This window comes from Parvularcula sp. IMCC14364 (assembly GCF_030758415.1).
GTDB lineage: Bacteria > Pseudomonadota > Alphaproteobacteria > Caulobacterales > Parvularculaceae > Aquisalinus.
The window spans coordinates 1449799-1475801 of sequence record NZ_CP132334.1 but is presented as its reverse complement, the minus strand read 5'-3'; the positions used below and the strand labels follow the sequence as shown (position 1 = coordinate 1475801).

The following is a 26003-nucleotide window of genomic DNA, read 5'->3' as shown; positions in this document are numbered from 1 at the left end:
TGAACAATCAGGCTGACAACATTTGCTCAACGATTTTTTCTGCCATCATGACCACAGGCGCATTGGTGTTACCCCCTACGACAATCGGCATTAGCGATGCATCAACAATGCGCAGATTGTCCAGCCCGTGCACTCTACCTTGCGCATCCGTGACAGCCATATCGTCGGTGCGCTGTCCCATCTTGGCTGTGCCTACGGGATGATAAATGGTTTCTGCACGGGAGCGGATAAACTTGGCCCAGTCAGCTTCATTACCCGGCTCTTCTTCAGGCGCCCAAAATCCTGTAATAATGTCCGCCAGCGCTGACTGCCTGCTGATTTCCAGCGCCTGTTTAGCTCCCTCAATCAACACGAACATATCTTCCTCCGCATCAAGATAATGTGGATCGATCAAAGGATGGCGCTTGGGGTCGGTTGAGGCAAGACGAATGGTGCCAGTTGACTTGGGATAGAGACAGCAGGCGTGGATTGTCAGCCCCTGCTTACCCCAGATCTTGGTCTTTGCATGATCCTCACCCAAAGCCGGAAGGAAAATAAACTGAATATCTGCCTTGGAAAGGTCAGGAGAAGATTTGGCAAAGCCTGTCGCTTCCGCAAAATTAGAGGCAAAAAGGCCTGACTTTTTGCCCATATATTCCCCAACACCTTTCATGATGCCGGGCAGACTGCCGAAAGTGTAGCCAAAGGTTGACCCCGGCCTGGTCCTGAACATTAGTGAGATATCAAGATGATCCTGAAGATTACTGCCGACCCCTGGCAGGTCACTCACCATCTCGATATTATGCTCAGCCAGATGATCCGCAGGCCCCACACCGGACAGAAGAAGTAATTGTGGTGTGTTGATGGCGCCGCCACACAAGATCAGTTCCTTTGCCGCTGTCAGTTCCGTCATTGTGCCACTCAAAGATGTGCGCACGGAGCTGGCTTTTTTGCCATCAAAGTGAACCTTACGGACCAACGCTTCGGTCAGGATGGTAAGGTTGGGTCGGCTACGCACGTCTTTTGGCAGATAGCCCGTTGCCGTTGAACAGCGCCGACCATTGCGTATGGTGGTATCATAATACCCAACACCTTCCCGGCCATCTGCATGGAAATCATCTATATGTCGATACCCAGCCTGCACCCCGGCCTCGATAAAGCGCTCGGTCGCTGGCATGACCCAGTCGGCCTTGCGCACACCCAAGGGCCCACCAGCGCCATGCCATTGGCTTTCGCCACCGGAATAGTCTTCGGATTTTTTGAAATAATGCAGGGCATCCATCGCTGACCAGCCCTCTGCCCCAGCTGCCGCCCAATCATCATAGTCGCTGAGATCACCGCGCTGGTAACACATTCCGTTTAGGCTGGAAGAACCGCCTAGTGTCTTGCCCCGCGGCCAGAACAGGCGGCGGCGATCAAGGTTTTCCTGCGGCTCAGTGTAATAGTTCCAGTCGATAACGGTGGAGCCAAGCAATTCCGGCAGCATGGCCGGCACATGAATCCGAAAATCTGTATCATTCTTGCCGGCCTCGAGCAGACAGATGGATATGCGTGGGTTCTCAGACAGGCGACTGGCCATGACGCAACCAGCAGACCCGGCACCTACGATAATATAGTCGAATGTTGTTTGCATATTTTTCTCATCTGTCTCCAGCCACAAGGGAAGCACACTTTACAGAAAATCGAAATATTCTGACGCAGGTCGTGGAAAATGCTTTCAGGAACGAAGCAACCACTTGTGCCTTAATCCCTGAGGGCCTGCGCACGGCTGGTCGCCGCCTGAACAGCCTCGCTCATCAGTTTTCGCAATCCATCTGCCTTGTCGAGAACCTTCAACGCTTCCGCTGTTGTTCCCCCCTTTGAGGTCACTGCTTCGCGCAAGGATGAGGCCGCGCGCTGGTCTTCAGACATGAGCGCGCTTGCCCCGATCACGGTTTCCCGCGCCAGACGAGCGGCTGTTTCCGGCGCCAGTCCGGCGGTAATGCCTGCCTCTTCCATGGCCTCCACCAGTAAAAAGACATAAGCCGGACCGCAGGCGGAAATACTCATGCCGGTATCAATTTCCGCTTCGCTGCGCACCCAGATTGCCTGCCCCGTGGCCTCGACAAGGCTTGTGGCAATCTGCCGCTGTAAGGAGGAGACGCTGTCTTCAGCATATAAAAGGGATATCCCCTCGCCGACCGCAACAGGCAGATTGGGCATCACCCTGATGATCGATGCATCTTCAACACCCGCTTCTTTAAGGTGCAAACTGGTCGCAGCGATGGACTTACCGGCAGCTATCGAAATGTACACCGTCTTCGCCATATCGGGCCAGCCAAGCACCGGGATGACAACCGGAAAGAGCTGCGGCTTTACCGCAATGACGCATACATCATAAGATGTGTCAGTGACAGGATTGACCGACAGACCATAACCATCTGCCTGCGCCGCAAGATCTTCTGGAAGGTTCGGATCAACGACCGCTGATTTTTCAGGGTCAAGTAATCCGGCCTTGAGCCAGCCTTTCAACATGGCACCGCCCATTGAACCGGCACCTATGAGTAATACGGCGTGTTTATCTGTCATTGAAGCAAGCTAGACCGGCCTTGTTCGGGCTGCAAGCAACCCTGATATCAGGCAGTGCCCTGCACTTCAAACAGGGACGCTTCCAGTGCCTCTTCAGCGGTTTTGCCGCCCCAGATGACATAATTAAACGCAGGATAAAACCGTTCGAATGCTTCTGATGCGCCGCGGATGAGGATCTCGGCCTGAACCTGATCGAAGTCAGCCATTTCTGACAGGACTGCCCCGTTCCGGTAAACAATGCCATTGTCATCTGACCACAGGTCAAAATGTCCAAGCCAGACCCGCTCATTCACTTTCGCCAGCAACTTGCAAACTTCACTTGTCTTGACGGCAGGCACTTTGAGTTCAAGCGGTGCGCCCATCTGCAGCACGCGCATGTCTTCCCGCCATGCAAACCAGACAGCAATATCGCGCCACATCCCGTCAACATTGACGTGGAGTTCTGTAGCGTCCACCCGCTCAACATTCATGGACGACTGGGCAGCGACTGTTTCGATGACATCAAGGGGGTCGTTAAGTTCAACTTCTGTTGTGACTTGTAAGGACATGCATTTTTCCCGTTTTGCCGGAGCAACGGTTCAGCCCGTCACTCACATCAACATAGCGGGGCGAGTCGCAGGCTGACTCAATGATTCATGAGGCATGGTTGAAAACCAGCTTTCCACTGCGCCGAAAAAGCAACGTGTCTATGTAAATTTGCCAGTGAAAATAGTCTGGCTCAATCGGCCAGCCTGGCTTCCAGCGCCTCAAGGCGGGCACGCAGCTCGTCATTTTCGGCTCTGGCTTTCGCTGCCATTTCCTGCACAGCTTCAAACTCTTCCCGCTGCACCAGATCACTGTCAGCAAGCATTCTCTGCAGCTGGCTCTTCATTACAGTCTCTGCCTCGCGCCGAACACCATCGGCCGCGCCAGCTGCTTCAGTCATGGCCTTGGCCATCTGTTCAAAAATCGGGTTCTGAGTTTGCATTTGCTGCTCCACTTGCTTGAACACTCACTTAAGCACCTCGTCCGAAAATGCAAATATGCATATTTATCAGTAGTGTAGCAGATACTGCTACACCCTGTCCGGCCCCTGAACTTGCCCCTAGAACTTCTTGCTCACGGAGAAGCGGGCATTCAATGGTGCGCCAACGCTGGCCTGATGTGTGCTGTGCGCATTGGGGAAATATAATTCGTCGGTCAAGTTCTCGATATTGATACGGAGGCGAAGGTCTTCCGTGACCTCATAATAAGCAGCCGCATCAATGCGAGTATAGTCAGGCAAGATAGCTGTGTTCCCATTATCGATGAATGTCTCATCCTGATAGGTCAGACCCAGACCAAACCCGAATCTGTCCGTGACGAGAAAATTATTCCAGATCGAGAATGTATTTTCAGGCAACTCCCGTGGACGCAAACCTGTCGGCCCTGAACGGTCGACCTGCTCACCGTCAAGATAGCTGTAGCCAGCAGAGACATACCACTTGTCAGTAACCGTGCCGCGCAGTTGCAACTCGAAACCGGTAATTTCGGAATCTATCACATCTAGCGTGGCCGGATCATTATCCGCAACCTGCGGTGAACTCTGTTCAATTTCAAAGAAGGCGGCGGTCAGGCTCAGTCCCGTCTCGAAATCCCATTTGAGCCCAACCTCACTATTGGTGAACGTATTGGGATCAAGCGCATCATTGTTACCGTTGATATTGGCGAACTGTTCGCCGCTGCGTGGCAGGAAGGACTCACTATAACTACCGTATAAGGAAATATTCTCTTGTGGCTTGTAGACGAGGCCGAAGCGCGGCGAGACTTCCTCATCAGTGCGTGTACGTGTTTCATTGGCTGGAACGTTGAATACTTCAATGTCGAAACTGTCGAACCGCGCCCCAATGATCAGGTCCAGTTTCTCGGAAATCTCTATTTCATCCTGAATATAGGCGGAAAAAATGTCTATACTAACGCGCGTATCGTCATTCAGATCGACCGTAAAATCATTGCTGGTAGGATTGCCTGCTGCGTTGACACCGACACCTCCGCTGAATGCGAGAGGTCGCGTCGCGATGAATGTTTCTTTATCATCGTTTGAGCCACTAAAGAGCGAATTGAAGCGATCCTGATCGGAGGCGGTGTCAATATATTCTGCCCCCGTAATCAGTGTATGGCTGAAGTCGCCGGTAACAAATTCACCAATCAGATTACCGGACAGAATCAGGTTTTGCCGGGTAGTTGTATCGATGTAACCGTCCAGTTCGACGATGTTTGTGGCTTCAACATAGTCTGTGGCGAAGAAATTCTGATACAGCTTGTCATAGTCGCCGTAAAAGGCATTGAGATTGCCTTTGAGACTATCAGAGAACTCATGTTGCAACGTCGCCCGCAGGATGTGTGCTTCAAGCTGAGTAAAGTTACCTTCAGGATCCGCAAAAACAATATCCTGCAAGGCTTCAACCGGACGACCATCTGCGCCTGTTGGAATACCACGGTCCACAAAACGCTCATGGTCAGCATACTCGTATGAAAGATCGAGCATCGTCGCCGGGCTGACCTCGACTTTGTAGGTCGGGTTGATGCCAACGCGCTCGCCATCGTAAAAATCACGGTGGTTTTCCAACTCGGAATAGTAGGCGTTCAAACGCAACGCAGATGTTTCTGACGCCGCGTAATTACTGTCGATGGCAATATCATACGCGCCGAAAGTGTCGATGCCGGCTTCAAGACTGTTGAAATTCTCGCCTATCACACCCTTTTTGGTGACGCGGTTCAGAATGCCACCTGTGCCGCCGCGGCCGAACAACAGCGCATTGGGCCCACGCAGGATTTCTACCTGCTCCAGATTATAAAGCGGGCGATAATACTGCACATCATCCCGGACCCCATCGAGAAAGAAGTCGGCTGTTGAGCGCACACCGCGAAAGACAATAGCATCCCTGTGTCCTTCCCCCTGAGAGGTGTTCACCCCCGGCGTATAGTCAATAATTTCGCCAATGCTGAGAAAACCACGGGACCGGATTTCATCAGCTGTGATGATTGAGAGGCTCTGCGGCACGTCGATGATCGGTGTCGGGCTTCTCAAGGCATTGACCTTGTCTGAGTAATGAACCTTACCCTCAACAATGATTTCATCTGCCATTTCAGTGGCAAGCGCAGACGTCGTCATCAAGGCTGCGTAAAGCGCTGTTGATAGGATGAAACTGTACTGTTTGACTGACATGAGATTGCCCCTGATAATTATTCTCAAATAGCTATGCGCTCGGAGAAACTGATAATCAATCTTAAAAACTGCCTTTTTTGAAATTTTCTGCCGTCGGTCGGCAAAGCGTGACAAAAATTCAACAACGAACAAGGTGACGACACCGGAGCTGCACGTTATGAAGAAAAATCAGAACGGGAATGACCCATGCCACTGCTTCAGCTGCCCTATCCAGAAATTGACCCTGTATTTTTCAGCATCGGCCCATTTCCGATCCGCTGGTACGCACTCGCCTATATCGCCGGCATCACGATTGGCTGGTTCTATGTCACACGGCTGATGCAGAATACAGCCCTCTGGAAAAGCACGATTACAGGGACAGCGCCGGCGGGGCCACCGATTTCCCGGGAAAAATTTGATGACCTCCTGTTCTGGGTAACGCTTGGTGTCATTCTTGGTGGCAGACTGGGATACGTCTTCTTTTATGAACCGGGATTGCTGACCGCTGCCTGGGTTTCCGTCCGGGACATCATGGGGGGTGAAGGAATCATCCAGACATTACTGGGCTGGATTCACATCCCCCCTGCCCTGATGATGTGGAACGGCGGTATGTCCTTTCATGGCGGCCTCATCGGCGTCACGCTTGCCGGATATCTGTATTCCCGCAAGCACAGCCTGAACGCGCTCGCAGTGGGAGACCTGTTCGCCTGTGCAGCGCCCATCGGTCTGTTCTTCGGCAGGATTGCCAATTTCATCAACGCAGAACTTTATGGCCGCGAAACAGATGTGGCCTGGGGCATGGTCTTTCCCACAGACCCAGAACAGCTCGTACGCCATCCCAGCCAGCTTTATGAAGCGTTCCTGGAAGGGCTGGTCCTCTTTATCATCATCCGAATTGCAACGCACCGATTCGGCATCCTGAGCAAACCGGGTTTCGCCATTGGGCTTTTCCTTGCCGGTTATGGAATCGCCAGATCTATAGTTGAGCTGTTTCGCCAACCAGATTTGCACATGCCGGACTTCCCGCTTGGACTGACCATGGGGATCATCCTGTCCCTGCCGATGATCGCTCTCGGAGCGTATCTGATCTGGCGCGCCAATGGTGGCCATATGCCAAAGCATGATCGCGGCCCGGCAACAGTGACGACCAGCCTTGATGCGACAGATGACAAAACTGCAGCAGGAGAGGACACAACCGCGCGTCCATCCGCTGCCGCCAAAACAGATACAAAAGAATCCGACCAGCAATGAAGGACTCGGTGCCGCAGACCGCCCCGAAAACACCTTTGGAAGAAAGCCTGATCGCCCTGATCAAACGTCACGGACCGATCAGGGTGTCTGACTATATGGCAGATGCGCTTGGCCACCCGCAGCATGGTTATTACATGACGCAAGGCGCATTCGGCGCGCAGGGTGATTTCACGACCGCGCCGGAAATCTCTCAGGTCTTCGGAGAACTGGTTGGCGCATGGATTGTCAATGCATGGGAAGAGATCGGATCACCCTCCCTGTTCAACCTGATTGAACTCGGGCCGGGGCGTGGCACATTGATGGCGGATCTCCTGCGCATAGCTGCCATTCGACCAGACTTTCTGAAAGCCGTCCGCGTGTATCTGATAGAGACATCCGGGCGCCAGCGATACGAGCAACAAAAGCAGTTCAGGAACAGCGGCATCACGATCACCTGGGCAACAGACATGTATGATGTACCGGCAGCACCTACCCTGATTGTTGCCAATGAATTTTTTGACTGCCTGCCTAGACGACAGTTTGTGCGCACAACCCAAAAAGATGAGCCAAGCTGGCGGGAGCGACTGATTGGCCTGTCAGATGGTGGCGGTGCCGATATGTTACAATTTGTCCTCTCTCCTGAGCTTCACGACACACCCACAGGTGCCCCCAATGGCGCAAAGCCGGAGGATATTTTTGAAACCAGTGAAGAAGCCCGCAAAGTCGTGCACCACATCGCAGAGAGATTCCGCACGCATAAAGGGCGGGCACTGATAATAGACTATGGCCACGCGCAAGCCGGGTTCGGGGACACTTTGCAGGCAGTGCAGAACCATCAATTTTGCCCGCCGTTGCACCAGCCTGGGCTGGTTGATGTCACTGCGCATGTGGACTTCGCGGCCCTGTCCAGTGCAGCAAAAGAAGCAAACCTGTCTGTTGCCGGCCCTGAAATTCAGGCCCGCTTCCTTGCGCGGCTCGGTCTGGCAGCGCGGGCGCAAATACTCGCCGCCAAACTCTCAGGCGAACAGGCGCAAAGTCTGGAAAGTGGTATACGTCGGCTCGTTCATCCCGAAGAAATGGGTACCCTGTTCAAGGTTATCTGCCTTTCTTCGGAAGGGTTACCAGTGCCGCCGGGGTTCATGGACTGATGGCTGTAAACAGACATACAACCAGCCTGTTTGACGGCCTGGCTCTAAGCCACGGTTTTTTTGGCCGTCATGGCGGTGTTTCGCACGGAGATTATGCCAGCCTGAACTGTGGTCCCGGCTCTTCGGACAAAACTCCTGCTGTCGAACAGAACCGGCAAATCTGCCTGAACAACTTGCAGGCGAGCCATCTTTATACGGCGCACCAGACGCACTCCAATAACGCTGTTTTCATTCAATCCGCGACAGCACAGCGCCTTGAAGCCGATGCTGTCGTGACGGACCGGCCATCACTGGCTGTCGGTATTCTGACGGCTGACTGTATGCCCGTACTTTTCTGTGACCCGGAGGCCAGACTTGTCGGGGCGGCCCATGCAGGCTGGCGCGGTGCCCTGTCCGGCATTCTGGAAAGTTGTGTCAGCCTGATGTGTGAGCATGGCGCCCAACCGGGGCGTATCAGGGCCGGTTTTGGGCCGTGCCTTCGGGTCGATAATTTCGAAGTTGGCCTTGAGCTGGTCGAGCTGTTTGTAGAAAAACACGCTTATAGTGAGCAGTTTTTCAGCCCCGGCAAAGCTGACAATAAACGCCAGCTAGATCTGGCCGGTTTTGGTCGGGATCGCCTTTTACGCAGCGGCGTTTCTGCCAACCATATTACGGACCTCAACATCTGCACACTGGATCAACCGCATGACTTTTTCAGTTACAGATATTCAAGGCAACAGGGCCTCGCAGATTATGGCCGCAACCTGTCAGCCATCAGCCTTTCTGATAAGCAACAGTGATGGACAGGATTATTTTCCAGAGCGCGCAAAAACAGTTTGAAACACTGTCAAAAAAGCGTCACAGGGACACAATACAGGCGAAAACGGTGGGGTCTTCATGAAGATACTTTCTGGCAACAGTAACCGCAGGCTCTCGAACGATATTGCATCTGTGCTTGGCGAAGGCTTGACCGAGGCCGAGATAAAGCGCTTTGGCGACGGCGAGGTTTTCGTTGAGATTCAGGAGAATGTCAGGGGCGAAGACGTATTTGTTGTCCAGTCAACCTCGACGCCCGCCAATGACAATCTGATGGAACTGTTGATCTCGATCGATGCGCTATCGCGTGCTTCTGCCAGTCGTATCACAGCAGTTCTGCCCTATTTCGGTTATGCCAGACAGGACCGCAAAGCCGGCCCACGGACGCCCATTTCTGCCAAGCTCGTGGCAAACCTCATCACCACAGCCGGCGCAGACCGGGTGCTCACCGTCGATCTTCATGCCGGACAGATTCAGGGCTTTTTCGACATTCCAACGGACAACCTCTATGCCGTGAAGGTTATCGAAGACCGCATTCGGAAAAACTACGCCGACAGCGTGAAAAATCTCTGCGTTGTCTCACCAGATGTTGGCGGTGTTGTGCGGGCCCGCGCTCTCGCGAAGCGTCTCGGCGACGTACCGCTAGCTATCGTGGATAAACGACGCCCCAAAGCCAATGTTTCAGAAGTGATGAACATTATCGGGGATGTTGAAAATCTCGATTGTATTCTGTTTGATGATATCGTGGATTCGGGCGGCACCCTCTGCAATGCAGCAGATGCGCTTATGTCACGGGGGGCAAAATCAGTCGCTGCTTATGTGACCCACGGGGTTCTGTCCGGCACTGCTGTGGAACGCATCACGAAGGCGGATGGCCTGCAGAAACTTGTGGTGACTGACTCTATAGAGGCCACGCAGTCAGTGCTGGCGTGCGGCAAGATTGAAGTGGTTTCCATCGACTCCCTTCTGGCAGAAGCGATCCGCCGGATCGCCAACGAGGAAAGTGTCAGCAGCCTCTTTTAAGATGCTATCAGCCACTTTCTACTTAAGGCTCGATTTTTGCAGGATGATCGTCTAGATTCCGCACGGGTTTAACGTTGCGTCATAGGGGTATTTCATGCGCTTTATCGGTATTTTGCCAATCGTCTTCATGGTCGCTCTCGGGTTGTATGCTTTCTGGGACCTGAAAATTGATGGCTTTCAGCCACCTGTCCCAGCAGACAGGCTGGCCCAGAAAAATCCAGAGATCGAGGCCATCATGGCCCCTCATGGCGAAGCCCTCAAAACAGGTTTGAGCAATCGCATCGTGCCTCAGATAGATGAGAGCCTGCAACTTGTTGCTGAAGAGTTTGGCGAAAACTCCGCCGAGATGAACCAGGCGCTGGTCGATACTGCAATCATGCTAAGCCAAAGTTCTCGTGCAGACCTTGCTGACGATTACATGTTAAGAGCCGTGAATGTCAGCCGTGAGGTATATGGGACCAATCACCGTGAAACTGCACTGGCGCTGAATGATCTGGCCAATCTGATTACAGATGCGCAGGATTTGGATTATTCTGAAGAATCTATTGCGCATCTCACCGAGGCTATGGAAATCAGACAGAATGTTCTTCCGTCCAACCACCCGGAAGTCCTGGTCAATAAGGTCAACCTTGCGGATCAGCTTTTTCTGCAGTGGCAGAATGAAGGACTCGAGGAAAACAAGGCCAACCTTGATACGGCAGCATCCCTTCTCACCGATGTCATGAGTTTCCACGCAGAACAGGGCGAAGATGCCAATGCGTTCGACAAAGCTGGCGTTCAGTTACTGTTTGCCCGTGTTTCTTTTTACAGGGACGACTTTGAAAATGCTGCACAATATTTTGACGAGACATTGTCTCCTGTGGCCCCGGAAACTGACCCCGCAACATATCTGGTCTTCAACAATGCCTATGCAGAGCACATTACAGCACTGAATGAGCTGGGACAGACCGAAAAAGCCGACCAGATGAGGGCCAACATCATCAGTTTTCTTCAGACCGATCCAGTGGCTGAAGCAACATCAGACGGGACTGAAAGTGAGCCCGCACCAGCCCAGTAATTAAAGCTCCCGGCTTTGGTTTTACAGGTTGCGCTTCGAAAAACCGCTGTGTATAGACATTGATCACAATTATAGCAGGTCAAGGGTATTTACGCGGCCATAATCGCTGCGACCGGGTGACCTCATCAAAAAGGACTAAGGTCAATGTCAGACGTAACAGTTTTTACCTGCGAACTTCGCCAGCGTTCCGGTACGGACGGCTCACGCGCTGTGCGCCGTGATGGCTGGGTACCGGCTATTTTGTATGGTGGTGACCAGGAACCAGCAAACATCAAGCTACGCTACAACGAAGTTCTCAAGGCGTATAACACGGGCAGACTCATTTCTGTTCTCTCCAAGATCAATGTTGATGGTGAAGAACAATCCGTTATTGGCCGTGATATTCAGGTCGACCCGGTGAAAGACTTTCCGTTGCATGTTGATCTGATGCGCGTGAGTGAAAAGACCCGTATCAATGTTGATGTGCCGATGGCCTTCCACAATGAAGAGGCGTCCCCTGGCCTCAAGCGCGGCGGTGTCCTCAATGTTGTGCGCCACACCGTTGAAGTCATCGCACCAGCTACACGCATTCCTGAAACTCTTGATGCCGACCTTACGGGTCTGGATATCGGTGATGCGGTGCATATCTCATCCATCAACATGCCAGAAGGTGTACACCCTACGATTACGGATCGTGATTTTACGATTGCAACAATCGCCGCACCTTCCGTCGTACGCAGCACTGAAAATGAAGATGCTGATGCAGAGGGCGATGACGATACGGCTGACGGTGGCGAAGAAGGCGATAACGAATAAGCTGTACTTTGCCTTTACGACTGAATTAAATAAAAGCAGACCATCAGGTCTGCTTTTTTCCTATAGATCACCGGGAATTTGAAAATGTTATTGCTGGTCGGACTTGGCAATCCAGGCGCACAATATAGCGGTAACAGACATAATGTCGGCTTTCAGATTGTGGAAGCCATTGCTGACCACCACAATTTCACTCCAGCCAGAGAAAAATTCAAAGGGGTGATCCGTGAAGGAAACATTGCAGGTTCCAAAGCGCTTATTCTGAAACCGGCAACTTTCTATAATGAAAGTGGTAACAGCGTTCGAGAAGCGGCAACATTTTACAAGATCCCCACGGACAAGATATTCGTGATACATGATGAAATCGACCTTGCGCCCGGCAAAGTGAAAATGAAATCCGGTGGGGGCACTGCTGGAAATAATGGCCTTAAATCCATCTCTGCCCATATGGGCAATGATTTCTTTCGCATACGCATTGGTATTGGCCACCCGGGTGACAAGTCAAAAGTCACAGCCCATGTGCTGAGCAATTTCAGCAAGTCTGACCACACCGAATGGCTGGATGATCTTGTGCAAGACATCGCCAGAAATGTCTCTCATCTGATGGATCACAACAACGGGCGTGACAGGTTTTTGTCTGCCATCTCCAGTATGCCAACACAAAGCGCACCGACGAAAGAATCGCAAAGTTCCAAATCTGAAAAACTGCATGAAGCGCATGCACAAAAATCTGCTTCCTCGCTACTAACAGAAAAAAAGCCAGCAAGTCCTTTTGACAAACTCAAGGGACTGCTGAGAAACGACCAAGAAGGAAAATCGTAATGGGCTTTAAGTGTGGTATCGTAGGCCTGCCAAATGTAGGCAAGTCGACATTGTTCAATGCCCTGACGAAAACGGCTGCGGCGCAGGCAGAAAATTATCCTTTCTGCACAATCGAGCCCAACATCGGTGATGTAGCCGTTCCGGAACCACGGCTTTTCAAACTGGCGGAAATTGCAGGCTCCGCTGAGGTGATTCCTTCACGCATTCAGTTCGTTGATATTGCGGGGCTGGTCAAAGGGGCCGCACAGGGGGAAGGCCTTGGCAATCAGTTTCTGGCGAATATTCGAGAGGTCGACGCAATTGCTTATGTGTTGCGGTGCTTTGAGGATGACGACATTACACATGTTGATGGCAGAATTGATCCTGTGGCTGACTTTGAAACGGTAGAAACCGAATTGATGCTTGCTGACCTTGAGAGCCTGGAGAAGCGCTTGCCTGCATTGGAGAAGAAGGCAAAAGGTCAGGACAAGGAAGCTAAAGAACTCATCCGGCTTGTTACCAGAGCACTTGACGTGTTGCGCGACGGCAAACCTGCACGAAGCGTCGATATAGACCCTGACGATCTCAAGAACTGGAAGGGACTGCAGTTACTAACCACTAAGCCGGTACTTTTCGTCGCTAATGTTGATGAAGCATCTTCCGGAGCAGGTAACAGCTTTTCTGAGCGGGTTAGTGCGCAGGCTGAAGAGGAAAGTGCTGTCAGCGTGGTCATTTCAGCACGGATCGAATCAGAGCTTGCCCAACTCGAAGATGATGAGCAGGCTGAGTATCTCGCCGAGTTAGGGCTTGAAGAGCCCGGACTTAATCGTCTCATTCGTGCTGGCTATAATCTACTTGATCTCAATACCTACTTTACTGCAGGACCAAAGGAATCAAGAGCCTGGACATTTCCGACAGGTGCAACGGCCCCGCAGGCAGCAGGTATCATCCACACTGATTTTGAAAAAGGCTTCATCCGGGCAGAAACAATCAGCTATGACGATTATATAGCCTGTAACGGCGAAGCCGGGGCCAAAGAGGCCGGCAAGATGCGTCTGGAAGGCAAGGAATATCTCGTCAAAGATGGAGACGTGATGCATTTCAGGTTTGCCAACTAGGCGCCTGACACCAGACCGTGCATCATCAGTACCCTTTTTTGTTGCGCTCCGGCGTTCCTTTTGGGTGACGGACATAATCTTCCATGTCTCGCCGGCGTCTGTGATCATCTTTCTCGTAAGCTGTAATGACCCGGTCACTGCGGGAAGACCGCTTACTGTATGGATCAATCCGAATATAGCCCTCCCCCGGGCGCACATAGGGAGTATTATCCAGCACTCTCACGCCGGAAAGATCATAGTCGTAATAGCTTCCGCTGAGATAAGGAGAGTCCACAAATGGCTGACTGCGCACAACCTTGTCGCGCGGAAGCTGTGTATCGCGTCCACTATCTGCTTCCCGTGTGCGCCCGAAAAATCGCCATTGAAATCCATCATGGGTGAAAAAGCCGAAATCGGAGTAATCGAGAGCGCCCAAAGGGAATACGCTGAAACGGCAGAAATATCCGTTATTGTCAGGAATATTGTTCAGAGCGGGATTAAGGTTCTGCTCACGGCCCCATACGCACTCACTGATCCTGAAATCAACGGCCCATTGTGGTGATGTATCCACAGCAGTTCCCGTACTGCCCCCTGCTCTCGCTTCCAGAATTTGGCTTTCGATACGACGATTGAAGGAATCATGCGCTTCAAACATGCTGGGTGCCTGATAGGCCGGCAGGCTTGGCGCCTGCATGAAAAGCAGAAGGATCAGGTTCATGATGGACAGCACTCTCTTGACTGGCCTCAACCTAGTCATTCATGCTTAAATTGGTCTTAAATCTGAAAGCTGGCATTATCCTCGCAGTGAGGGAGAAACGCTGGTCAGGAAGGAACAAGGCAATGTGGAAAACAGCTGTAGCGCTAGTCTCAGTCGTCACGCTTGCGGCCTGCGCCTCAGGCAAGCCGATAGATCCGCGCATTACGGAGGTCACCGCCGGGGTCACGTCAGAGAAGACCTCATTTGATGTACACCGGAAGTTTCAGGGACCGGCGCATGAGCTGACCGGGATTGACGGGTATGCCCTGGTCAGATCATGGCAGGATGCAGATCGCCCCCGCGCTGAACACCAACTTTACGTGCAGGTGAAGCATGACGGGCGTGAGAAAGAATTCCTGTCTGCGAGTGAGCCGGGCGGCAAGCTGGTCGAAATCAAATCCATCGATACTGGTGAACTGTGCGCAGAAACATCATCCGGTGAGAATTGCATCCGGCATGAGGATGTGGGTGTCTGGCTGAAAACGGCGGACCTTAAGCGTGCTGTGCGAAATGGCGGGCTAACAATACGCCTGAATGCCAAGCGCGGCGATGATGTCGTCGTGCGTCTGCCCTCGTGGTATATAAAAGGTTATCTGGCTGCGTTGGATTAAACACGATCAGGTAACAAAATCTGTCAGAGTTTAGCCAACTTTTAACCGGTCTCCCCTTATGGATGGCTGACTATGGCAGCTACATCCCAAAAAACGAGCAGATTCAAACGCATACCGGTCAAAATGCCGGTGCGCTTGCTGATTGAGAATATTGTCGAGTCCAAAGGCGTTATCATCGGCATGTCCATGACAGAGATGACAGCAGCCAGTCGGCACCAGGTAAAAAAGGGTGATGAAGTCGTTGCCTATATCAATGGCCGTGACCGCGTCACGGGCACTGTCTCTCGCACGATGGGCAATGTATTTGCCGTTAAAATGGAGCTCACCAAACCCAAACGCGAGCGGCTTGTGGAACTGCTCACTGCGGAACTTGCCAAGCGGGATGGTATCGTTGCCGAGGGTGATATCGTAACTGAAAAGCGTTTTGCCCTGCGCCGGAAAGTATCTGACCGGGAAAGTCTTTGTATCCTGCCAGACAACCAGAAACACAAATGCTCCGTAATCGATATTTCACTCACGGGTCTTGGTATCGAGATTGAGCCTGTGCTTAAGATCGGACAAATCTTGCAAGTTGGCCGAATGAAGGCAAAGGTCGTTAGTGAAATCACGAACGGCTATGGTCTTGAACTTGTAAAATCAGAGCATGCCTATCTCAAGGAAGACAAAAAGAACGAGGCGGCGACAAGCCGGATACGCAAGAAACAGATAGCCGCCTAGACGGCCCTACTCATTCTGCCCGAATTACAATACGCGACCTGCGATCGTTTTCAGTTTTTCGACAACTTCCGGATCGCGCGCTTCTGGCGCAGTAATCAACGCGAAATCAAGACAGGTTTCTATGCCCAGTGGTGAGGGCTTGCGCGCAGGCCCAAGTTTTGGCGCCACAGCTTTTACAAGATCACGCGCTTTCAACGTGTTCTGATGCATAATTTCAAGAACATTGGCCACTTCAACATCTGCCTCGCCTTCGCGCCAGCAGTCATAATCCGTCACCATTGCCACAGTCGCATAAGGCAGCTCTGCTTCACGCGCGAGTTTAGCCTCCGGCATGTTGGTCATGCCGATGACATCACAGCCCCAACTTCTGTAGATGTGTGACTCAGCTTTCGAAGAGAATTGCGGTCCCTCCATGGCCAGATAAGTGCCATTCTTCGTGTATCCTATGGATAACTCTTTACACGCCTCAGCCAGCGCATCCTGTAATTTGGGACACACAGGTTGCGCCATGGAAACGTGCCCGACCATGCCAGCTTCGAAAAAGCTTTTGGCCCGCAACTGAGTCCGGTCGATAAACTGGTCAACCAGAACAAAATGCCCCGGGGGCAACTCTTCTCTGAAGGAACCACAGGCGGAAACGGAGATAATGTCCGTTGCACCGGCCATCTTCATGGCGGCAATATTGGCGCGGTAGTTCACATCTGTTGGTGTACGGTGATGCCCCTGCCCGTGTCGCGAAAGGAAAAGGCATTTTACACCGGCGAGTGTGCCTGACACGATGTCGTCCGACGCCCCCCCCCAGGGTGTCTGAAATTGGTGCCGTTCAACATCTGACATCTCGTCAATGGCATAGACGCCGCTACCGCCAATGATACCCAGTACTGTCTCATCAGACATGATAATGCTTCCTTCTGTAGAAAAGGCCGCCCACAGAAAATATGGCGCGGCCCTTTATAAGTTCAGACTTAAGGGAGACCTAATGCTCGATACCAGACCAGATCTGCTTGTAAGAAAGATAAACGATTATTGCCATAATCAGCAGATAAAGAACACTTATCTTGCCCATCTGTTTGCGCGCTTCCAGTTTAGGTTCTGCTGTCCACATGAGAAAGGCCGTAAGGTCTTCTGCATATTGCTCGACAGTTTCAGGCGTTGAATCATCCGCGTAATCGACGATCCCTTCAGCCAAAGGCGCTTTCATTTTCAAAACACCACCATATGGTACATCAACACCTTCAAGTGGTTTGCCTTCCTCATCGAGGAATTCAGGCTTCAGCAATGTTGACATATCACCACCGTAATACGGATTGTAATATGTACCCGGATCAAGGGTCACAGTCTCTGGTGGGTCTTCATAGCCCTTCAGAAGGCTGTAGATATAGTCAGGGCCATGATGGCGTGCCTTGGCAATAAGCGACAGGTCCGGTGGGATAGCGCCGCCGTTTGCTGCAGCGGCCTGTTGCTCATTCGCGTAAGGGCCGGGAATGGTATCCGATGGCAGGCCAGCGCGCATAAACATGTCACCAGCATCATCAGGGCCGTCCTGCACCTCATATTCAGCTGCAAGAGCCTTAACCAGAGGGTTGTCGTTCGGATTACTGCAATTCAACGTATCCGGCGCGCCCTCAGGACACTCGTCAAGATAGAATGGCCCGCCTTTGTCACCAAGGTGACGGAACGCAATGTAATCGAGAGAGTGGCAGGCGGAACAGACTTCACGATAAACCTGAAAACCTCTCTGCAGGGCATCCTTGTCATATTTTCCGTTGATCCCCGTAAAGCTCCAGTGATGGTGCTCGACAGGTTTGGTCTTTCCACCAGCAGCCAAAGCTGACCCTGTCGACATCAATACGACCATCATCAGGGACATGAAGAGTTTTGAAATCAGTTTCATTATTTTCACACTTATTCGGCTGGTTGCGCGATGGGTTCTGGAGAGGTCGCCCTCGCCTGTTTGTTCTGCGCTCGGCTCAGCACATCTTCCGAGATTGACTTGGGTAAATCCTTGGGCGTTTCCAACACGGCAAGTAGTGGCAGAATGACAAGGAAGTAGACGAAATAATATAAAGTCGCCAGCTGTGAAAGCAGGATATAGGGCTGTTCTGCTACCTGCGCCCCGAGCCATCCAAGGAACAGACAGTCGATCACAAACAGGAAGAAAAATCCTCTCGCAACAGGCCGATACCGGTGCGAGCGCACCTTCGAGCGATCAAGCCATGGCAGGAACACCAACAGCAGGATCGACGCAAACATGACAATCACACCACCAAGTTTTGATGAAATAAAGAAGACATCAAAGGTGATCGCACGAAGCATTGCGTAGAATGGCAGAAAATACCATTCAGGGACGATGTGCTCTGGCGTCACCAGCGGATTAGCGGGGATGTAATTGTCCGGGTGACCAAGGGCATTCGGCATGAAAAACAGGAAGATCGCGAACATGAGCAGGAAAACAATAATCGCGAAGCCATCTTTAACGGTATAATATGGATGGAATGGCACCGTATCCTTGGAGCTTTTCACCTCAATGCCAGTCGGGTTGGCATTGCCTGGAATGTGCAATGCCCAGATATGCAGGATAACAGCTCCGGCAATCAGGAATGGCAACAGATAGTGAAGTGCAAAGAACCGGTTCAGCGTTGGATTATCAACAGAATACCCGCCCCAGAGAAGGGTAGTCAGCGAATCGCCAACAAGTGGCACCGCACTGAATAGGGAAGTAATAACTGTCGCGCCCCAGAATGACATCTGGCCCCAAGGCAGCACATAGCCCATGAAAGCCGTCGCCATCATCAGCACGAAGATAATCACACCGATGATCCAGAGAACCTCACGAGGCTCCTTGTAAGAGCCGTAATACAGCCCGCGGAACATATGCAGATACACAGCGATGAAGAACATCGATGCACCGTTGGCATGTGCGTATCGCATGATGTGCCCGTAATTAACATCACGCATGATGTGCTCGACACTCGCAAAAGCATAATCGACATGCGGGGTATAATGCATGGTCAAAATGATACCGGTAACGATCTGTATCATCAGGCAGACGGTGAGAATGCCGCCAAATGTGTACCAGTAATTCAGGTTCTTCGGTGTCGGGAAATCACCAAAGGAGTCATAACCGAGACGGATGATCGGCAGACGCCTGTCGAGCCAGCGCTCAATAGCCGTACCGGGAACATATGTGGATTCATGGCTCATGATTCTCTCCTATCCGATCCTCAGTGTCGTGTCGGACACGAATTCGTAAGGTGGAACAGCAAGATTTTCAGGTGCCGGGCCCTTACGGATGCGACCAGCAATGTCATAGTGTGAACCGTGGCAAGGACAGAACCAGCCATTGAAGTCCCCACGATTGTCCCCATCATCTGTACCAAGCGGGACGCAGCCAAGGTGTGTACAAACGCCCAGCACAACCATCCATTCAGCAGTGGTTGCACGGTTAGCATCCGTCGCTTCTTGGGAACCGCTGAGATTGTCGTTGCGACTCAACTGATCGGGCAGAACATTTACAGGGGTCGCAGAAGCTTCTGCAATCTCGGCCTCAGTCCGCCGACGGATGAAGACAGGCTTACCCTGCCACATAATCTTGATCGCCTGTCCCACTTCAACCGCCGCAAGATCAACGGTTTTCGTCGCCAGCGCACGCACGGACGCATCGGGATTCATCTGGGTGACAGCAGGAAGGACAACACCAACGCCGGCAAAAGCTGTTGTCGCAACAGCCAGCAGATGGATGAAGTCCCGGCGTGTTTCGCCTTCCTGTTCTTCATGGCCTTGCTCGGCCTGAGTAACTGAATTCATGATATTCCTGTGAAACTCTTCAAAATTTGATGCGGTTTGGCATGAGTTACCTGTAAAGTCTAGGGCTTCAATCAGCGGTTTTGAGCGTGTATTGCCTCAACCTCAAACTACGTTTTGCTGACGATCTTCCCGGAAATGACCCTGCAATGAATCTTGCCTTTTACCAACCTGAAATAGCCCAGAATGTTGGCGCGGCAATAAGACTGGCTGCGTGTTTTGATATCACCTTGCACATTATTGAGCCTTGTGGCTTTCCGCTTAAGGATCGCGATATTCGAAAAGTCGCGATGGATTATGGTGCCCTTGCTGCACCAACTTACCACGCCTCGTGGGAGGCGTTCGCTACCTCAGAGGTGAGACAACAAAGCCGACTGATTCTCCTGTCGACCAAAGCCTCGACGTCTCTTTACGATATAGAGTTTCTGCCATCTGACACTTTGCTGATGGGCCAGGAAAGCGCAGGCGTGCCAGATACTGTTCGAGATAGTTGTGATCTGAGCGCCATAATTCCGCTGGCACCGCAAGCACGCTCCCTAAATGTGTCCGTCGCTGCCGGGATCGCTGTATCAGAGGCAATGCGGAAGATGCGCAGCTACTAGCCGCCTGAGGTCAGATATCTGTGCCGCAGCAAATCAACTGCCAGATCATCCTCGAGAATTTGTTGGAAAAAACCCGCCGTCGCATCGCAGGCAAGTTGCGCATCCGCCTCTCCTTCCGGCATCTGGCCGGAAGTGATAAGTCCGACCTTCTCAACGCCCATCTGCTCGAGCAACCTGTCACTGATTTCAGCAAGGCGCTGTTCGGCAAGCTGTTCGTCATATTGCGGCAGGATCTCTGATGCATCTCGCACAACAGCCGCAAGGTGGCTTTGCAACTGGATGTGCCTGTCCTGGCCGATGGCCATGATATATTTATCGAAATCAAAACTCTGACCTGCAACAGAACCATACAGCCACAAGTGACAGGTTTGCGGATCGTTCACCGACATGACTTCAATTACCTGCTTGATAAAGCCTACTGCCGTAAGCAAATCCTGCTCCTGCCCCCGGGCCATATAATAGGGGAAGGAGGTTTTGATCGCGTCCTGGGCCGCTTTTTGTAACTCGGATAAAAGAGCGCCCTGACCACCCCTGTTATAAGCCCCAATCATTCGGCCTTTTACCGCTTCTGCGCGGCTCGGCTCTCTTTCAAGAACGGCCTCGAAAAATGGATCCTGCAAGTCCTGCAGCGCAACTTCAATGGCAGCCGCGACAGCGGCATTATCGACAGGTTTTTTTTCGGCAAATACGGGGGCTGAACCGGTAGCGGATGGGGGTGGCAGCATTTCAGCAATTATGGGAGAAGCATGTGGTTCTATATATTCTGGCAAATACCAGACTGCCGCGCCGACCCCGATCACTAATGCCACTATTGAAACCAGTCGCTGAACGCCCTTGCCTGCAAAAAAAAGTGCAGCTTTGAAGATAATACCAATGACCCAACCGGCTATCAAACCAGCGATACCGGCGATGACTAATATAATAATGTTGCCCCAATCCATGACGGACCCACCTATCGTGAATTGATGTTAACCTAAGCTGCATTGCGCATTGTTGCAAATGACCTTGAGCTAATGGCGTTTCGAGGTTGCGGAATAGCAACACCTCATTATGTTCCCGCAAAAGATCAGGCAGCTACGATTATGACCGTACAACTTTCAATCGAAGACAAAAAAAAACTGGCCAGTGACTGGTTCAGGTCGTTGCGCGATCAACTGTGTGACCGTTTTGAGCAAATTGAGCAGAATGGCAGCCCTGAAATCTATGCTGACCTGCCTACTGGCAGCTTCGAAAGAACCCTCTGGAAGCGCGGCGACGGGCATCATGATGAAGGCGGTGGCGAGATGTCGCTGATGCATGGGCGGGTTTTTGAAAAAGTCGGCGTGCATATCTCCACTGTTCATGGCGCGTTTTCAGAGCAGTTTCGCAAACAGATTCCCGGCGCCGAAGACGATCCGAGATTCTGGGCATCGGGCATTTCAGTCATTGCCCATACACGCAATCCCCATGCTCCTGCTGCGCATATGAATACACGCATGATTGTCACCACCAAAACCTGGTTTGGCGGCGGGGGTGATCTAAACCCGATGCTCAATCGTTACAGATCAGACAAACATGATGACACCATCAGCTTTCATGCCGCCATGGAGAAGGCATGCCGCAAGTATAGTGACAGCTATTATCCGGCGTTCCGAAAGTGGTGCGATGAGTACTTCCACCTGCCGCACCGCAACGAAGCACGGGGCGTTGGCGGCATTTTTTATGATCGCCATGATACAGGTGACTGGGAGAGTGATTTTGCTTTTACCAAGGATGTAGGAAGCGCTTTTCTGGATGTTTACAGCGATATTGTAGAAACGCGCCTGAACCAGTCCTGGTCTGAGGAAGACAGAGAGGAACAACTTATACGGCGGGGCCGTTACGCCGAGTTCAATCTGCTTTATGATCGTGGCACCCAGTTCGGCCTCAAAACCGGCGGCAATGTTGAGTCGATCCTGTCCTCTCTGCCACCTGGAGCGAAGTGGCCATAACAAAACGCTCCCCGCAAAACCCCACGCAAAAAGCGCTCCCGAATGAGAGCGCTTTTTTCATACCGTATCATCGGGACAGATAGTCAGTCCCTGTCGCCGCTCATGCCATTGAAGCCGGCAACAAGGGTCAATAGCGCCAAAACGCCGGCAACCCAGCCGCCCCAAGCCATCTGAGCAAAGTTACCACTCTGCAGAAGATCAACCATAAACCAGCCTACGGCGCCGGTACTGATCCCGCCTGCTCCGGTCGTGATGACACTGGTCAATCGTCCGATAAACGGCAAGAGACCAATAACGCCAAGAAGGCCTGCCGCGACACTTGAGGCAGCAGCACCGTAAAATGCCCAACCAAGCAATCCGCGATTCTCATTCGGCCCGCATCCCTCAACTGTCGGATTGAACTCCATGTTGCGGGCGCAGTTGACCGGATCTTCTATGAACATTTTGGATGCCGTCAATTCGCTGGTGAGTTCGCCAGCATATTCGTCATTTACAGTATAGCTGTAAAATGGTGCAAAAAGCAGCGATGCTGCGAATGCCAATGGAAGAAAAATTCTGAACATAAATTACCCCGTGGTTTCCTTACCCCCGCTAATCTTAAGGTTAACGCGAATTAAGCCATTCTCCAAGGGCCAATTAGGCGGAGTAAAAATCAGGGCAAGTCAGCCATTTCGAGGTTATCAGGAAACTGCAGCGTCTTTTGCAGCAGCAAGCGCGTCAAGCCTTTGCGATAAAGGCCTTAATTGCGCTTCCCAACTGAACTGGCCTTCAATAAAAACCCGCGCTGATCTGCCGAGCTTCTGCCTTTTTTGGGCATCCGCGAGCAAACTTTTTATGGCGTCAACATACTCTGCGGGTTGATCCCGGATCAGTAAATCCTGGCCGGACGCAGCGCCAATGCCTTCTGCTGCACCGCTAGTGGCAATAACCGGCTTCGCCATCGCCATGGCTTCCAGAACCTTGTTTTGCAAGCCTCGTGCAATCTGCAATGGTGCAATAGCAATTTTAGCCCCCGCGATCCATGGCCGTATATCGTCAACACGCCCGGTAACGGTCACACCTGACAGGGAAGACAATGCCTGTACTCTGCTGCCTGGCCTTGCCCCAACAATCGCCCAGCTCAAGTGGGGATTTTGCTCACGCAAACGCCCCCAGACATTTTCCGCGAACCAGATAACGGCCTCGATATTAGGCTCGTAGTCCATTGCACCTGTGAACACGAGATCACGTTGTGGCACGTTGCCGGGCTGCACTGCGTTCTGGTTGAAATAATCGATATCAACACCGTTGCCGAAGGTGAGGACATTCTCCGGGGCAGCTTGCGGGTGCGTTCTGACTATCTCAGCCTCTTCAGGCGTAATCAGAAAACTTGCTGAAGCCTCCCTCGTGATTGTTGCCTCCACATCGCCCAGCAGCCTCCCCTCCCGGCGATAGACCCAGGACATGGGAAAAGCCTGCCGCTCTGCATAGGCTGACCATTTAGCACTATCGGCATCGCACAGATCCACCAAAACTGGCGCGCTGGATTTGTTCGTATAGGGAAACATTGAGGATGAAAATACGATTTCCGCAGATAACTGATGCTGCCTTATATTTTTCAACCAGGAGGCCATTTGTGCAGACTGATAATATGGAAAAGACAGGGGCTGCCCTGTCAGCAAACCCGAGAGACTGCGCAGCCTAGCCAATCGCGGGCTCAACGTAACCGCATTTACCTCGACACATTGCGTACGCAGAAAGTCCACATATTGCAGATCCTCTGCATCATCAACAAAGAACCCTGTATAAAGATCAAACCTTTTCGTGAGCAGTTGAAAAATTTGCCATGAACGAATTTTGTCTCCCTTGTCCGGCGGATAGGGAATTCTGTGAACGAGGAAAAGCGCCTTTGGCTTCGGCGAGATCATGCCAGATTACCTGCCAGAACCGGCCCAAGGCGGTTCGCCAGCGGTAGCGGCAGCTTTTGCCATGCCCTGGTTATCAATCGAAATTTCGGGTTGTTGGGATTGATATCCGGGACGGTATCTGCATTTTCAAGATAGTAGTGGTATGTCAATGGCTCAGGCTCAAAACCCCAGTGAGTCTTGTACGCAAAAGCGCCTGTACCAACTTTTGAGCGTCCAAAGTCAAAACGGCTATAGCCCTGATCATGCGCGCGGCGCATCTGTTCCCAGTACAGATAATCATAAGCATGCAGCTTTCGTGCTGCGATACCGGCCCCTGCATAATATGGCAACACCGTGTCACCATGATAGAAACTGACCAACGCTGCAACTGGCTGACCGCTGGCCTTGACGACGAGCACCTCTGTGTCTTCCGGAAATGCTTTCAAAATATTTCTTACCAGCTTTTCTGGCCATACAGGCGTGCCGAGATTTCTGACACTCTCCGCATAGAGCTGATAGAACTCCCCGGTCTGCTTCGTGACCTCAAGTTCCATCTCGCCGGACTCAACTTTCTTGATTGCCTTGCGCAAGTCCGCGCGCTTTTTGCGCGGGATGCGCTTCAGGTTTTCATCCGCATCGGCCGGTATATCCGACACAAAGCCAGCATAAACTTCAGACTTTGATTCCCATCCAGCGGGTTTCTCACCGCCGCGCAGCTCAACATATTCGACTTTCTCCTGCGCGGCGATCTCTTGTGCTCTGGTGACAAGCGCCTGACGTGAAGCATTATCCGATGCTATAAGGCCACCCCCAACCGTAAAGGCTGTGGATATCAAGGAGCGTCCAAAAAATGGACTTTTAACAAGCACCAAAGGCAGGATACCGGTTAGTTGTCCGTCCGAATCCTCTGAATACAGATATAATGGTTTGTGTCCGTAAGTACGACGGATCACATTTGACCATGCATATAGATGAAAGAAACTGCCTTCGGCACTTGCCTTCACAAACGCATCCCAGCGGGACTGAAGAGTATCGCTGGCAAGATCAACCCGCCTTTGTATCGACTGCTCTTCGGAAACGGGCTTCACCATGACGTTCATGCAGCCTCCTCAAGACGCGCGACACCGAACACATGGTCCATACGCTGCCACGTCATCCCCCCCAGCAGGTGCTCCAGCTTGCTTTCCATGCGGTCGAGATTGAGATAATGACGTAAACTGGATTTCCCGCTTAAGCCGGAAACCCTTGGTTGCTCCGGATCAACTTCCCAGGGATGAAAATAAAAAACAGCTGGCTGATTATCCTGATGAATCATTCGGTCAATCAGGAAACGGCTCACATGATAGGGCATCGCCCTGAACCAGCCCCCGCCAGCACAACTGACACGGCGCCCTGCAAGCATCGTTGTCGAAACCGGTATTTCCAAAAAACCCTGGTCGTCCTCAAGAGGATGCGAGGCAAATCTTGGGGCGTCCGGCGCGTTGTAATGATCATGAGCGATTGGGTGAACGCTGGAGCTATACTCATAGCCCTCCTCACGCAGGATTTTATGCGCCCATGGAGAGCGTTCATCAAGAGAGAAACCTGCCGCCCTGAACCCCTTCACACGCTCGCCACTTATATCCTCCAGAATTTTTCTGGTATTGCGAATATCCTGTCGAAATTCTTCTGCTGACTGATCGAATATTTTTGTATGATCGTATCCGTGGCTGGCTATTTCATGACCTCTGGAAACAATATCACGGATCAGTCCCGGTGCTTTTTCCGCAACCCAGCCAAGGGTGAAAAAAGTACCTTTCGTATCTGTGCGATCAAAAAGATCGAGTACTGTCTTGGTTGCGCGTTCCACCCGAAGTGGAATAACGTCCCAGTCATCACGCTTGATGACTTCACTCAAAGCCCAGACCTGAAAATAGTCTTCAACATCAACCGATACGGCATGCGTGGTCGGCTTGGTTTTCAAAGGATTGACTTCAGAGACTGGCACTGTCCCGGACACA

The 26003-nt window shown here is 51.9% G+C and carries 27 protein-coding genes; 12 read left to right on the top strand and 15 right to left on the bottom strand.

The window, feature by feature from the left end; translation table 11 throughout:
* Positions 1–7: 7 nt before the first annotated feature.
* From RAL90_RS07105 to RAL90_RS07085, 5 genes are all read right to left on the bottom strand, one after another.
* Positions 8–1612, bottom strand: a complete 1605-nt coding sequence (locus tag RAL90_RS07105) for a GMC family oxidoreductase (protein ID WP_306253819.1) — start codon at positions 1610–1612, stop codon at positions 8–10.
* 110 nt (positions 1613–1722) lie between these two features.
* Positions 1723–2547: a pyrroline-5-carboxylate reductase gene (gene proC, locus RAL90_RS07100; RefSeq protein ID WP_306253818.1), complete on the bottom strand. Its 825-nt coding sequence runs from the start codon at positions 2545–2547 to the stop codon at positions 1723–1725.
* Between the two features lie 47 nt (positions 2548–2594).
* Positions 2595–3095 (bottom strand): YbjN domain-containing protein, encoded by a 501-nt coding sequence (locus tag RAL90_RS07095; RefSeq protein ID WP_306253817.1) that lies wholly within the window; start codon positions 3093–3095, stop codon positions 2595–2597.
* A gap of 170 nt (positions 3096–3265) precedes the next feature.
* Entirely contained in the window at positions 3266–3514 is a 249-nt protein-coding gene (locus RAL90_RS07090) for an accessory factor UbiK family protein (protein ID WP_306253816.1), read from the bottom strand.
* Between the two features lie 117 nt (positions 3515–3631).
* Positions 3632–5734 (bottom strand): TonB-dependent siderophore receptor, encoded by a 2103-nt coding sequence (locus RAL90_RS07085; protein WP_306253815.1) that lies wholly within the window; start codon positions 5732–5734, stop codon positions 3632–3634.
* A gap of 186 nt (positions 5735–5920) precedes the next feature.
* Between RAL90_RS07085 and lgt the strand changes: the two genes are divergently transcribed.
* The 8 genes from lgt to ychF all read left to right on the top strand — a co-directional run bounded on the left by lgt (position 5921) and on the right by ychF (position 13677).
* Positions 5921–6964 (top strand): prolipoprotein diacylglyceryl transferase, encoded by a 1044-nt coding sequence (lgt, locus tag RAL90_RS07080; RefSeq protein ID WP_306253814.1) that lies wholly within the window; start codon positions 5921–5923, stop codon positions 6962–6964.
* On the top strand, positions 6961–8091 hold the full coding sequence (locus tag RAL90_RS07075) for a class I SAM-dependent methyltransferase (protein ID WP_306253813.1): 1131 nt from the start codon (positions 6961–6963) through the stop codon (positions 8089–8091). Before lgt ends, RAL90_RS07075 begins: the two co-directional genes overlap by 4 nt.
* A complete protein-coding gene (pgeF, locus tag RAL90_RS07070; RefSeq protein ID WP_306253812.1) occupies positions 8091–8870 on the top strand; it encodes a peptidoglycan editing factor PgeF in 780 nt (259 codons plus the stop codon). Before RAL90_RS07075 ends, pgeF begins: the two co-directional genes overlap by 1 nt.
* 97 nt (positions 8871–8967) lie before the next feature.
* On the top strand, positions 8968–9909 hold the full coding sequence (locus RAL90_RS07065; protein ID WP_306253811.1) for a ribose-phosphate pyrophosphokinase: 942 nt from the start codon (positions 8968–8970) through the stop codon (positions 9907–9909).
* Positions 9910–10003: 94 nt separating this feature from the next.
* On the top strand, positions 10004–10966 hold the full coding sequence (locus tag RAL90_RS07060; RefSeq protein WP_306253810.1) for a tetratricopeptide repeat protein: 963 nt from the start codon (positions 10004–10006) through the stop codon (positions 10964–10966).
* A gap of 144 nt (positions 10967–11110) precedes the next feature.
* The gene (locus RAL90_RS07055) at positions 11111–11761 is read left to right on the top strand and encodes a 50S ribosomal protein L25/general stress protein Ctc (RefSeq protein WP_306253809.1); all 651 of its coding nucleotides are present in this window, start codon (positions 11111–11113) and stop codon (positions 11759–11761) included.
* An 84-nt stretch (positions 11762–11845) separates the two neighbouring features.
* A complete protein-coding gene (gene pth / locus RAL90_RS07050; protein WP_306253808.1) occupies positions 11846–12580 on the top strand; it encodes an aminoacyl-tRNA hydrolase in 735 nt (244 codons plus the stop codon).
* Positions 12580–13677 (top strand): redox-regulated ATPase YchF, encoded by a 1098-nt coding sequence (ychF, locus tag RAL90_RS07045; protein WP_306253807.1) that lies wholly within the window; start codon positions 12580–12582, stop codon positions 13675–13677. Before pth ends, ychF begins: the two co-directional genes overlap by 1 nt.
* Before the next feature lie 25 nt (positions 13678–13702).
* Here the strand turns inward: ychF and RAL90_RS07040 are convergent, their stop codons facing one another.
* The gene (locus tag RAL90_RS07040) at positions 13703–14374 is read right to left on the bottom strand and encodes a hypothetical protein (protein WP_306253806.1); all 672 of its coding nucleotides are present in this window, start codon (positions 14372–14374) and stop codon (positions 13703–13705) included.
* Positions 14375–14496: 122 nt separating this feature from the next.
* Here RAL90_RS07040 and RAL90_RS07035 point away from each other — a divergent pair, with 122 nt between their 5' ends.
* Both RAL90_RS07035 and RAL90_RS07030 read left to right on the top strand, forming a co-directional pair.
* Positions 14497–15024, top strand: a complete 528-nt coding sequence (locus tag RAL90_RS07035; RefSeq protein ID WP_306253805.1) for a hypothetical protein — start codon at positions 14497–14499, stop codon at positions 15022–15024.
* Positions 15025–15096: 72 nt separating this feature from the next.
* Positions 15097–15741 carry a PilZ domain-containing protein gene (locus RAL90_RS07030; protein ID WP_306253804.1) on the top strand — a complete coding sequence of 215 codons (645 nt, stop codon included), beginning with the start codon at positions 15097–15099 and terminating at the stop codon, positions 15739–15741.
* A gap of 24 nt (positions 15742–15765) precedes the next feature.
* Here RAL90_RS07030 and RAL90_RS07025 read toward each other — a convergent pair whose 3' ends face one another.
* The 4 genes from RAL90_RS07025 to petA all read right to left on the bottom strand — a co-directional run bounded on the left by RAL90_RS07025 (position 15766) and on the right by petA (position 19548).
* Positions 15766–16638, bottom strand: a complete 873-nt coding sequence (locus RAL90_RS07025) for an S-methyl-5'-thioadenosine phosphorylase (protein ID WP_306253803.1) — start codon at positions 16636–16638, stop codon at positions 15766–15768.
* Positions 16639–16717: 79 nt separating this feature from the next.
* A complete protein-coding gene (locus RAL90_RS07020) occupies positions 16718–17635 on the bottom strand; it encodes a cytochrome c1 (protein WP_306253802.1) in 918 nt (305 codons plus the stop codon).
* Positions 17636–17646: 11 nt separating this feature from the next.
* Complete coding sequence (locus RAL90_RS07015; protein ID WP_306253801.1) at positions 17647–18945, bottom strand: cytochrome b N-terminal domain-containing protein; 1299 nt, start codon at positions 18943–18945, stop codon at positions 17647–17649.
* A gap of 9 nt (positions 18946–18954) precedes the next feature.
* On the bottom strand, positions 18955–19548 hold the full coding sequence (gene petA / locus RAL90_RS07010) for a ubiquinol-cytochrome c reductase iron-sulfur subunit (protein ID WP_306253800.1): 594 nt from the start codon (positions 19546–19548) through the stop codon (positions 18955–18957).
* A gap of 146 nt (positions 19549–19694) precedes the next feature.
* Between petA and RAL90_RS07005 the strand changes: the two genes are divergently transcribed.
* Positions 19695–20147, top strand: a complete 453-nt coding sequence (locus RAL90_RS07005) for a tRNA (cytidine(34)-2'-O)-methyltransferase (RefSeq protein ID WP_306253799.1) — start codon at positions 19695–19697, stop codon at positions 20145–20147.
* Here RAL90_RS07005 and RAL90_RS07000 read toward each other — a convergent pair.
* Positions 20144–21088, bottom strand: coding sequence for a hypothetical protein (locus RAL90_RS07000; protein ID WP_306253798.1), 945 nt, complete (start codon positions 21086–21088; stop codon positions 20144–20146). The two genes, RAL90_RS07005 and RAL90_RS07000, sit on opposite strands and share 4 nt — an antisense overlap.
* Before the next feature lie 141 nt (positions 21089–21229).
* Between RAL90_RS07000 and hemF the strand changes: the two genes are divergently transcribed.
* Complete coding sequence (gene hemF, locus RAL90_RS06995) at positions 21230–22117, top strand: oxygen-dependent coproporphyrinogen oxidase (protein WP_306253797.1); 888 nt, start codon at positions 21230–21232, stop codon at positions 22115–22117.
* An 83-nt stretch (positions 22118–22200) separates the two neighbouring features.
* Here hemF and RAL90_RS06990 read toward each other — a convergent pair whose 3' ends face one another.
* The 4 genes from RAL90_RS06990 to RAL90_RS06975 all read right to left on the bottom strand — a co-directional run bounded on the left by RAL90_RS06990 (position 22201) and on the right by RAL90_RS06975 (position 26002).
* Positions 22201–22680, bottom strand: a complete 480-nt coding sequence (locus RAL90_RS06990; RefSeq protein ID WP_306253796.1) for a hypothetical protein — start codon at positions 22678–22680, stop codon at positions 22201–22203.
* A 117-nt stretch (positions 22681–22797) separates the two neighbouring features.
* Complete coding sequence (locus RAL90_RS06985; RefSeq protein WP_306253795.1) at positions 22798–24024, bottom strand: TIGR03087 family PEP-CTERM/XrtA system glycosyltransferase; 1227 nt, start codon at positions 24022–24024, stop codon at positions 22798–22800.
* Positions 24021–25103: a FemAB family XrtA/PEP-CTERM system-associated protein gene (locus tag RAL90_RS06980; RefSeq protein WP_306253794.1), complete on the bottom strand. Its 1083-nt coding sequence runs from the start codon at positions 25101–25103 to the stop codon at positions 24021–24023. Before RAL90_RS06980 ends, RAL90_RS06985 begins: the two co-directional genes overlap by 4 nt.
* Entirely contained in the window at positions 25100–26002 is a 903-nt protein-coding gene (locus RAL90_RS06975) for an XrtA system polysaccharide deacetylase (protein ID WP_306253793.1), read from the bottom strand. Before RAL90_RS06975 ends, RAL90_RS06980 begins: the two co-directional genes overlap by 4 nt.
* Between the last annotated feature and the right edge of the window lies 1 nt (position 26003).

Excerpts from the sequence above, each read along its gene's own strand:
- RAL90_RS07105 (WP_306253819.1), bottom strand. The coding sequence starts at position 1,612 with ATGCAAACAACATTCGACTATATTATCGTAGGTGCCGGGTCTGCTGGT.
- proC (WP_306253818.1), bottom strand. The coding sequence starts at position 2,547 with ATGACAGATAAACACGCCGTATTACTCATAGGTGCCGGTTCAATGGGC.
- RAL90_RS07095 (WP_306253817.1), bottom strand. The coding sequence starts at position 3,095 with ATGTCCTTACAAGTCACAACAGAAGTTGAACTTAACGACCCCCTTGAT.
- RAL90_RS07090 (WP_306253816.1), bottom strand. The coding sequence starts at position 3,514 with ATGCAAACTCAGAACCCGATTTTTGAACAGATGGCCAAGGCCATGACT.
- RAL90_RS07085 (WP_306253815.1), bottom strand. The coding sequence starts at position 5,734 with ATGTCAGTCAAACAGTACAGTTTCATCCTATCAACAGCGCTTTACGCA.
- lgt (WP_306253814.1), top strand. The coding sequence starts at position 5,921 with ATGCCACTGCTTCAGCTGCCCTATCCAGAAATTGACCCTGTATTTTTC.
- RAL90_RS07075 (WP_306253813.1), top strand. The coding sequence starts at position 6,961 with ATGAAGGACTCGGTGCCGCAGACCGCCCCGAAAACACCTTTGGAAGAA.
- pgeF (WP_306253812.1), top strand. The coding sequence starts at position 8,091 with ATGGCTGTAAACAGACATACAACCAGCCTGTTTGACGGCCTGGCTCTA.
- RAL90_RS07065 (WP_306253811.1), top strand. The coding sequence starts at position 8,968 with ATGAAGATACTTTCTGGCAACAGTAACCGCAGGCTCTCGAACGATATT.
- RAL90_RS07060 (WP_306253810.1), top strand. The coding sequence starts at position 10,004 with ATGCGCTTTATCGGTATTTTGCCAATCGTCTTCATGGTCGCTCTCGGG.
- RAL90_RS07055 (WP_306253809.1), top strand. The coding sequence starts at position 11,111 with ATGTCAGACGTAACAGTTTTTACCTGCGAACTTCGCCAGCGTTCCGGT.
- pth (WP_306253808.1), top strand. The coding sequence starts at position 11,846 with ATGTTATTGCTGGTCGGACTTGGCAATCCAGGCGCACAATATAGCGGT.
- ychF (WP_306253807.1), top strand. The coding sequence starts at position 12,580 with ATGGGCTTTAAGTGTGGTATCGTAGGCCTGCCAAATGTAGGCAAGTCG.
- RAL90_RS07040 (WP_306253806.1), bottom strand. The coding sequence starts at position 14,374 with ATGAACCTGATCCTTCTGCTTTTCATGCAGGCGCCAAGCCTGCCGGCC.
- RAL90_RS07035 (WP_306253805.1), top strand. The coding sequence starts at position 14,497 with ATGTGGAAAACAGCTGTAGCGCTAGTCTCAGTCGTCACGCTTGCGGCC.
- RAL90_RS07030 (WP_306253804.1), top strand. The coding sequence starts at position 15,097 with ATGGCAGCTACATCCCAAAAAACGAGCAGATTCAAACGCATACCGGTC.
- RAL90_RS07025 (WP_306253803.1), bottom strand. The coding sequence starts at position 16,638 with ATGTCTGATGAGACAGTACTGGGTATCATTGGCGGTAGCGGCGTCTAT.
- RAL90_RS07020 (WP_306253802.1), bottom strand. The coding sequence starts at position 17,635 with ATGAAACTGATTTCAAAACTCTTCATGTCCCTGATGATGGTCGTATTG.
- RAL90_RS07015 (WP_306253801.1), bottom strand. The coding sequence starts at position 18,945 with ATGAGCCATGAATCCACATATGTTCCCGGTACGGCTATTGAGCGCTGG.
- petA (WP_306253800.1), bottom strand. The coding sequence starts at position 19,548 with ATGAATTCAGTTACTCAGGCCGAGCAAGGCCATGAAGAACAGGAAGGC.
- RAL90_RS07005 (WP_306253799.1), top strand. The coding sequence starts at position 19,695 with ATGAATCTTGCCTTTTACCAACCTGAAATAGCCCAGAATGTTGGCGCG.
- RAL90_RS07000 (WP_306253798.1), bottom strand. The coding sequence starts at position 21,088 with ATGGATTGGGGCAACATTATTATATTAGTCATCGCCGGTATCGCTGGT.
- hemF (WP_306253797.1), top strand. The coding sequence starts at position 21,230 with ATGACCGTACAACTTTCAATCGAAGACAAAAAAAAACTGGCCAGTGAC.
- RAL90_RS06990 (WP_306253796.1), bottom strand. The coding sequence starts at position 22,680 with ATGTTCAGAATTTTTCTTCCATTGGCATTCGCAGCATCGCTGCTTTTT.
- RAL90_RS06985 (WP_306253795.1), bottom strand. The coding sequence starts at position 24,024 with ATGATCTCGCCGAAGCCAAAGGCGCTTTTCCTCGTTCACAGAATTCCC.
- RAL90_RS06980 (WP_306253794.1), bottom strand. The coding sequence starts at position 25,103 with ATGAACGTCATGGTGAAGCCCGTTTCCGAAGAGCAGTCGATACAAAGG.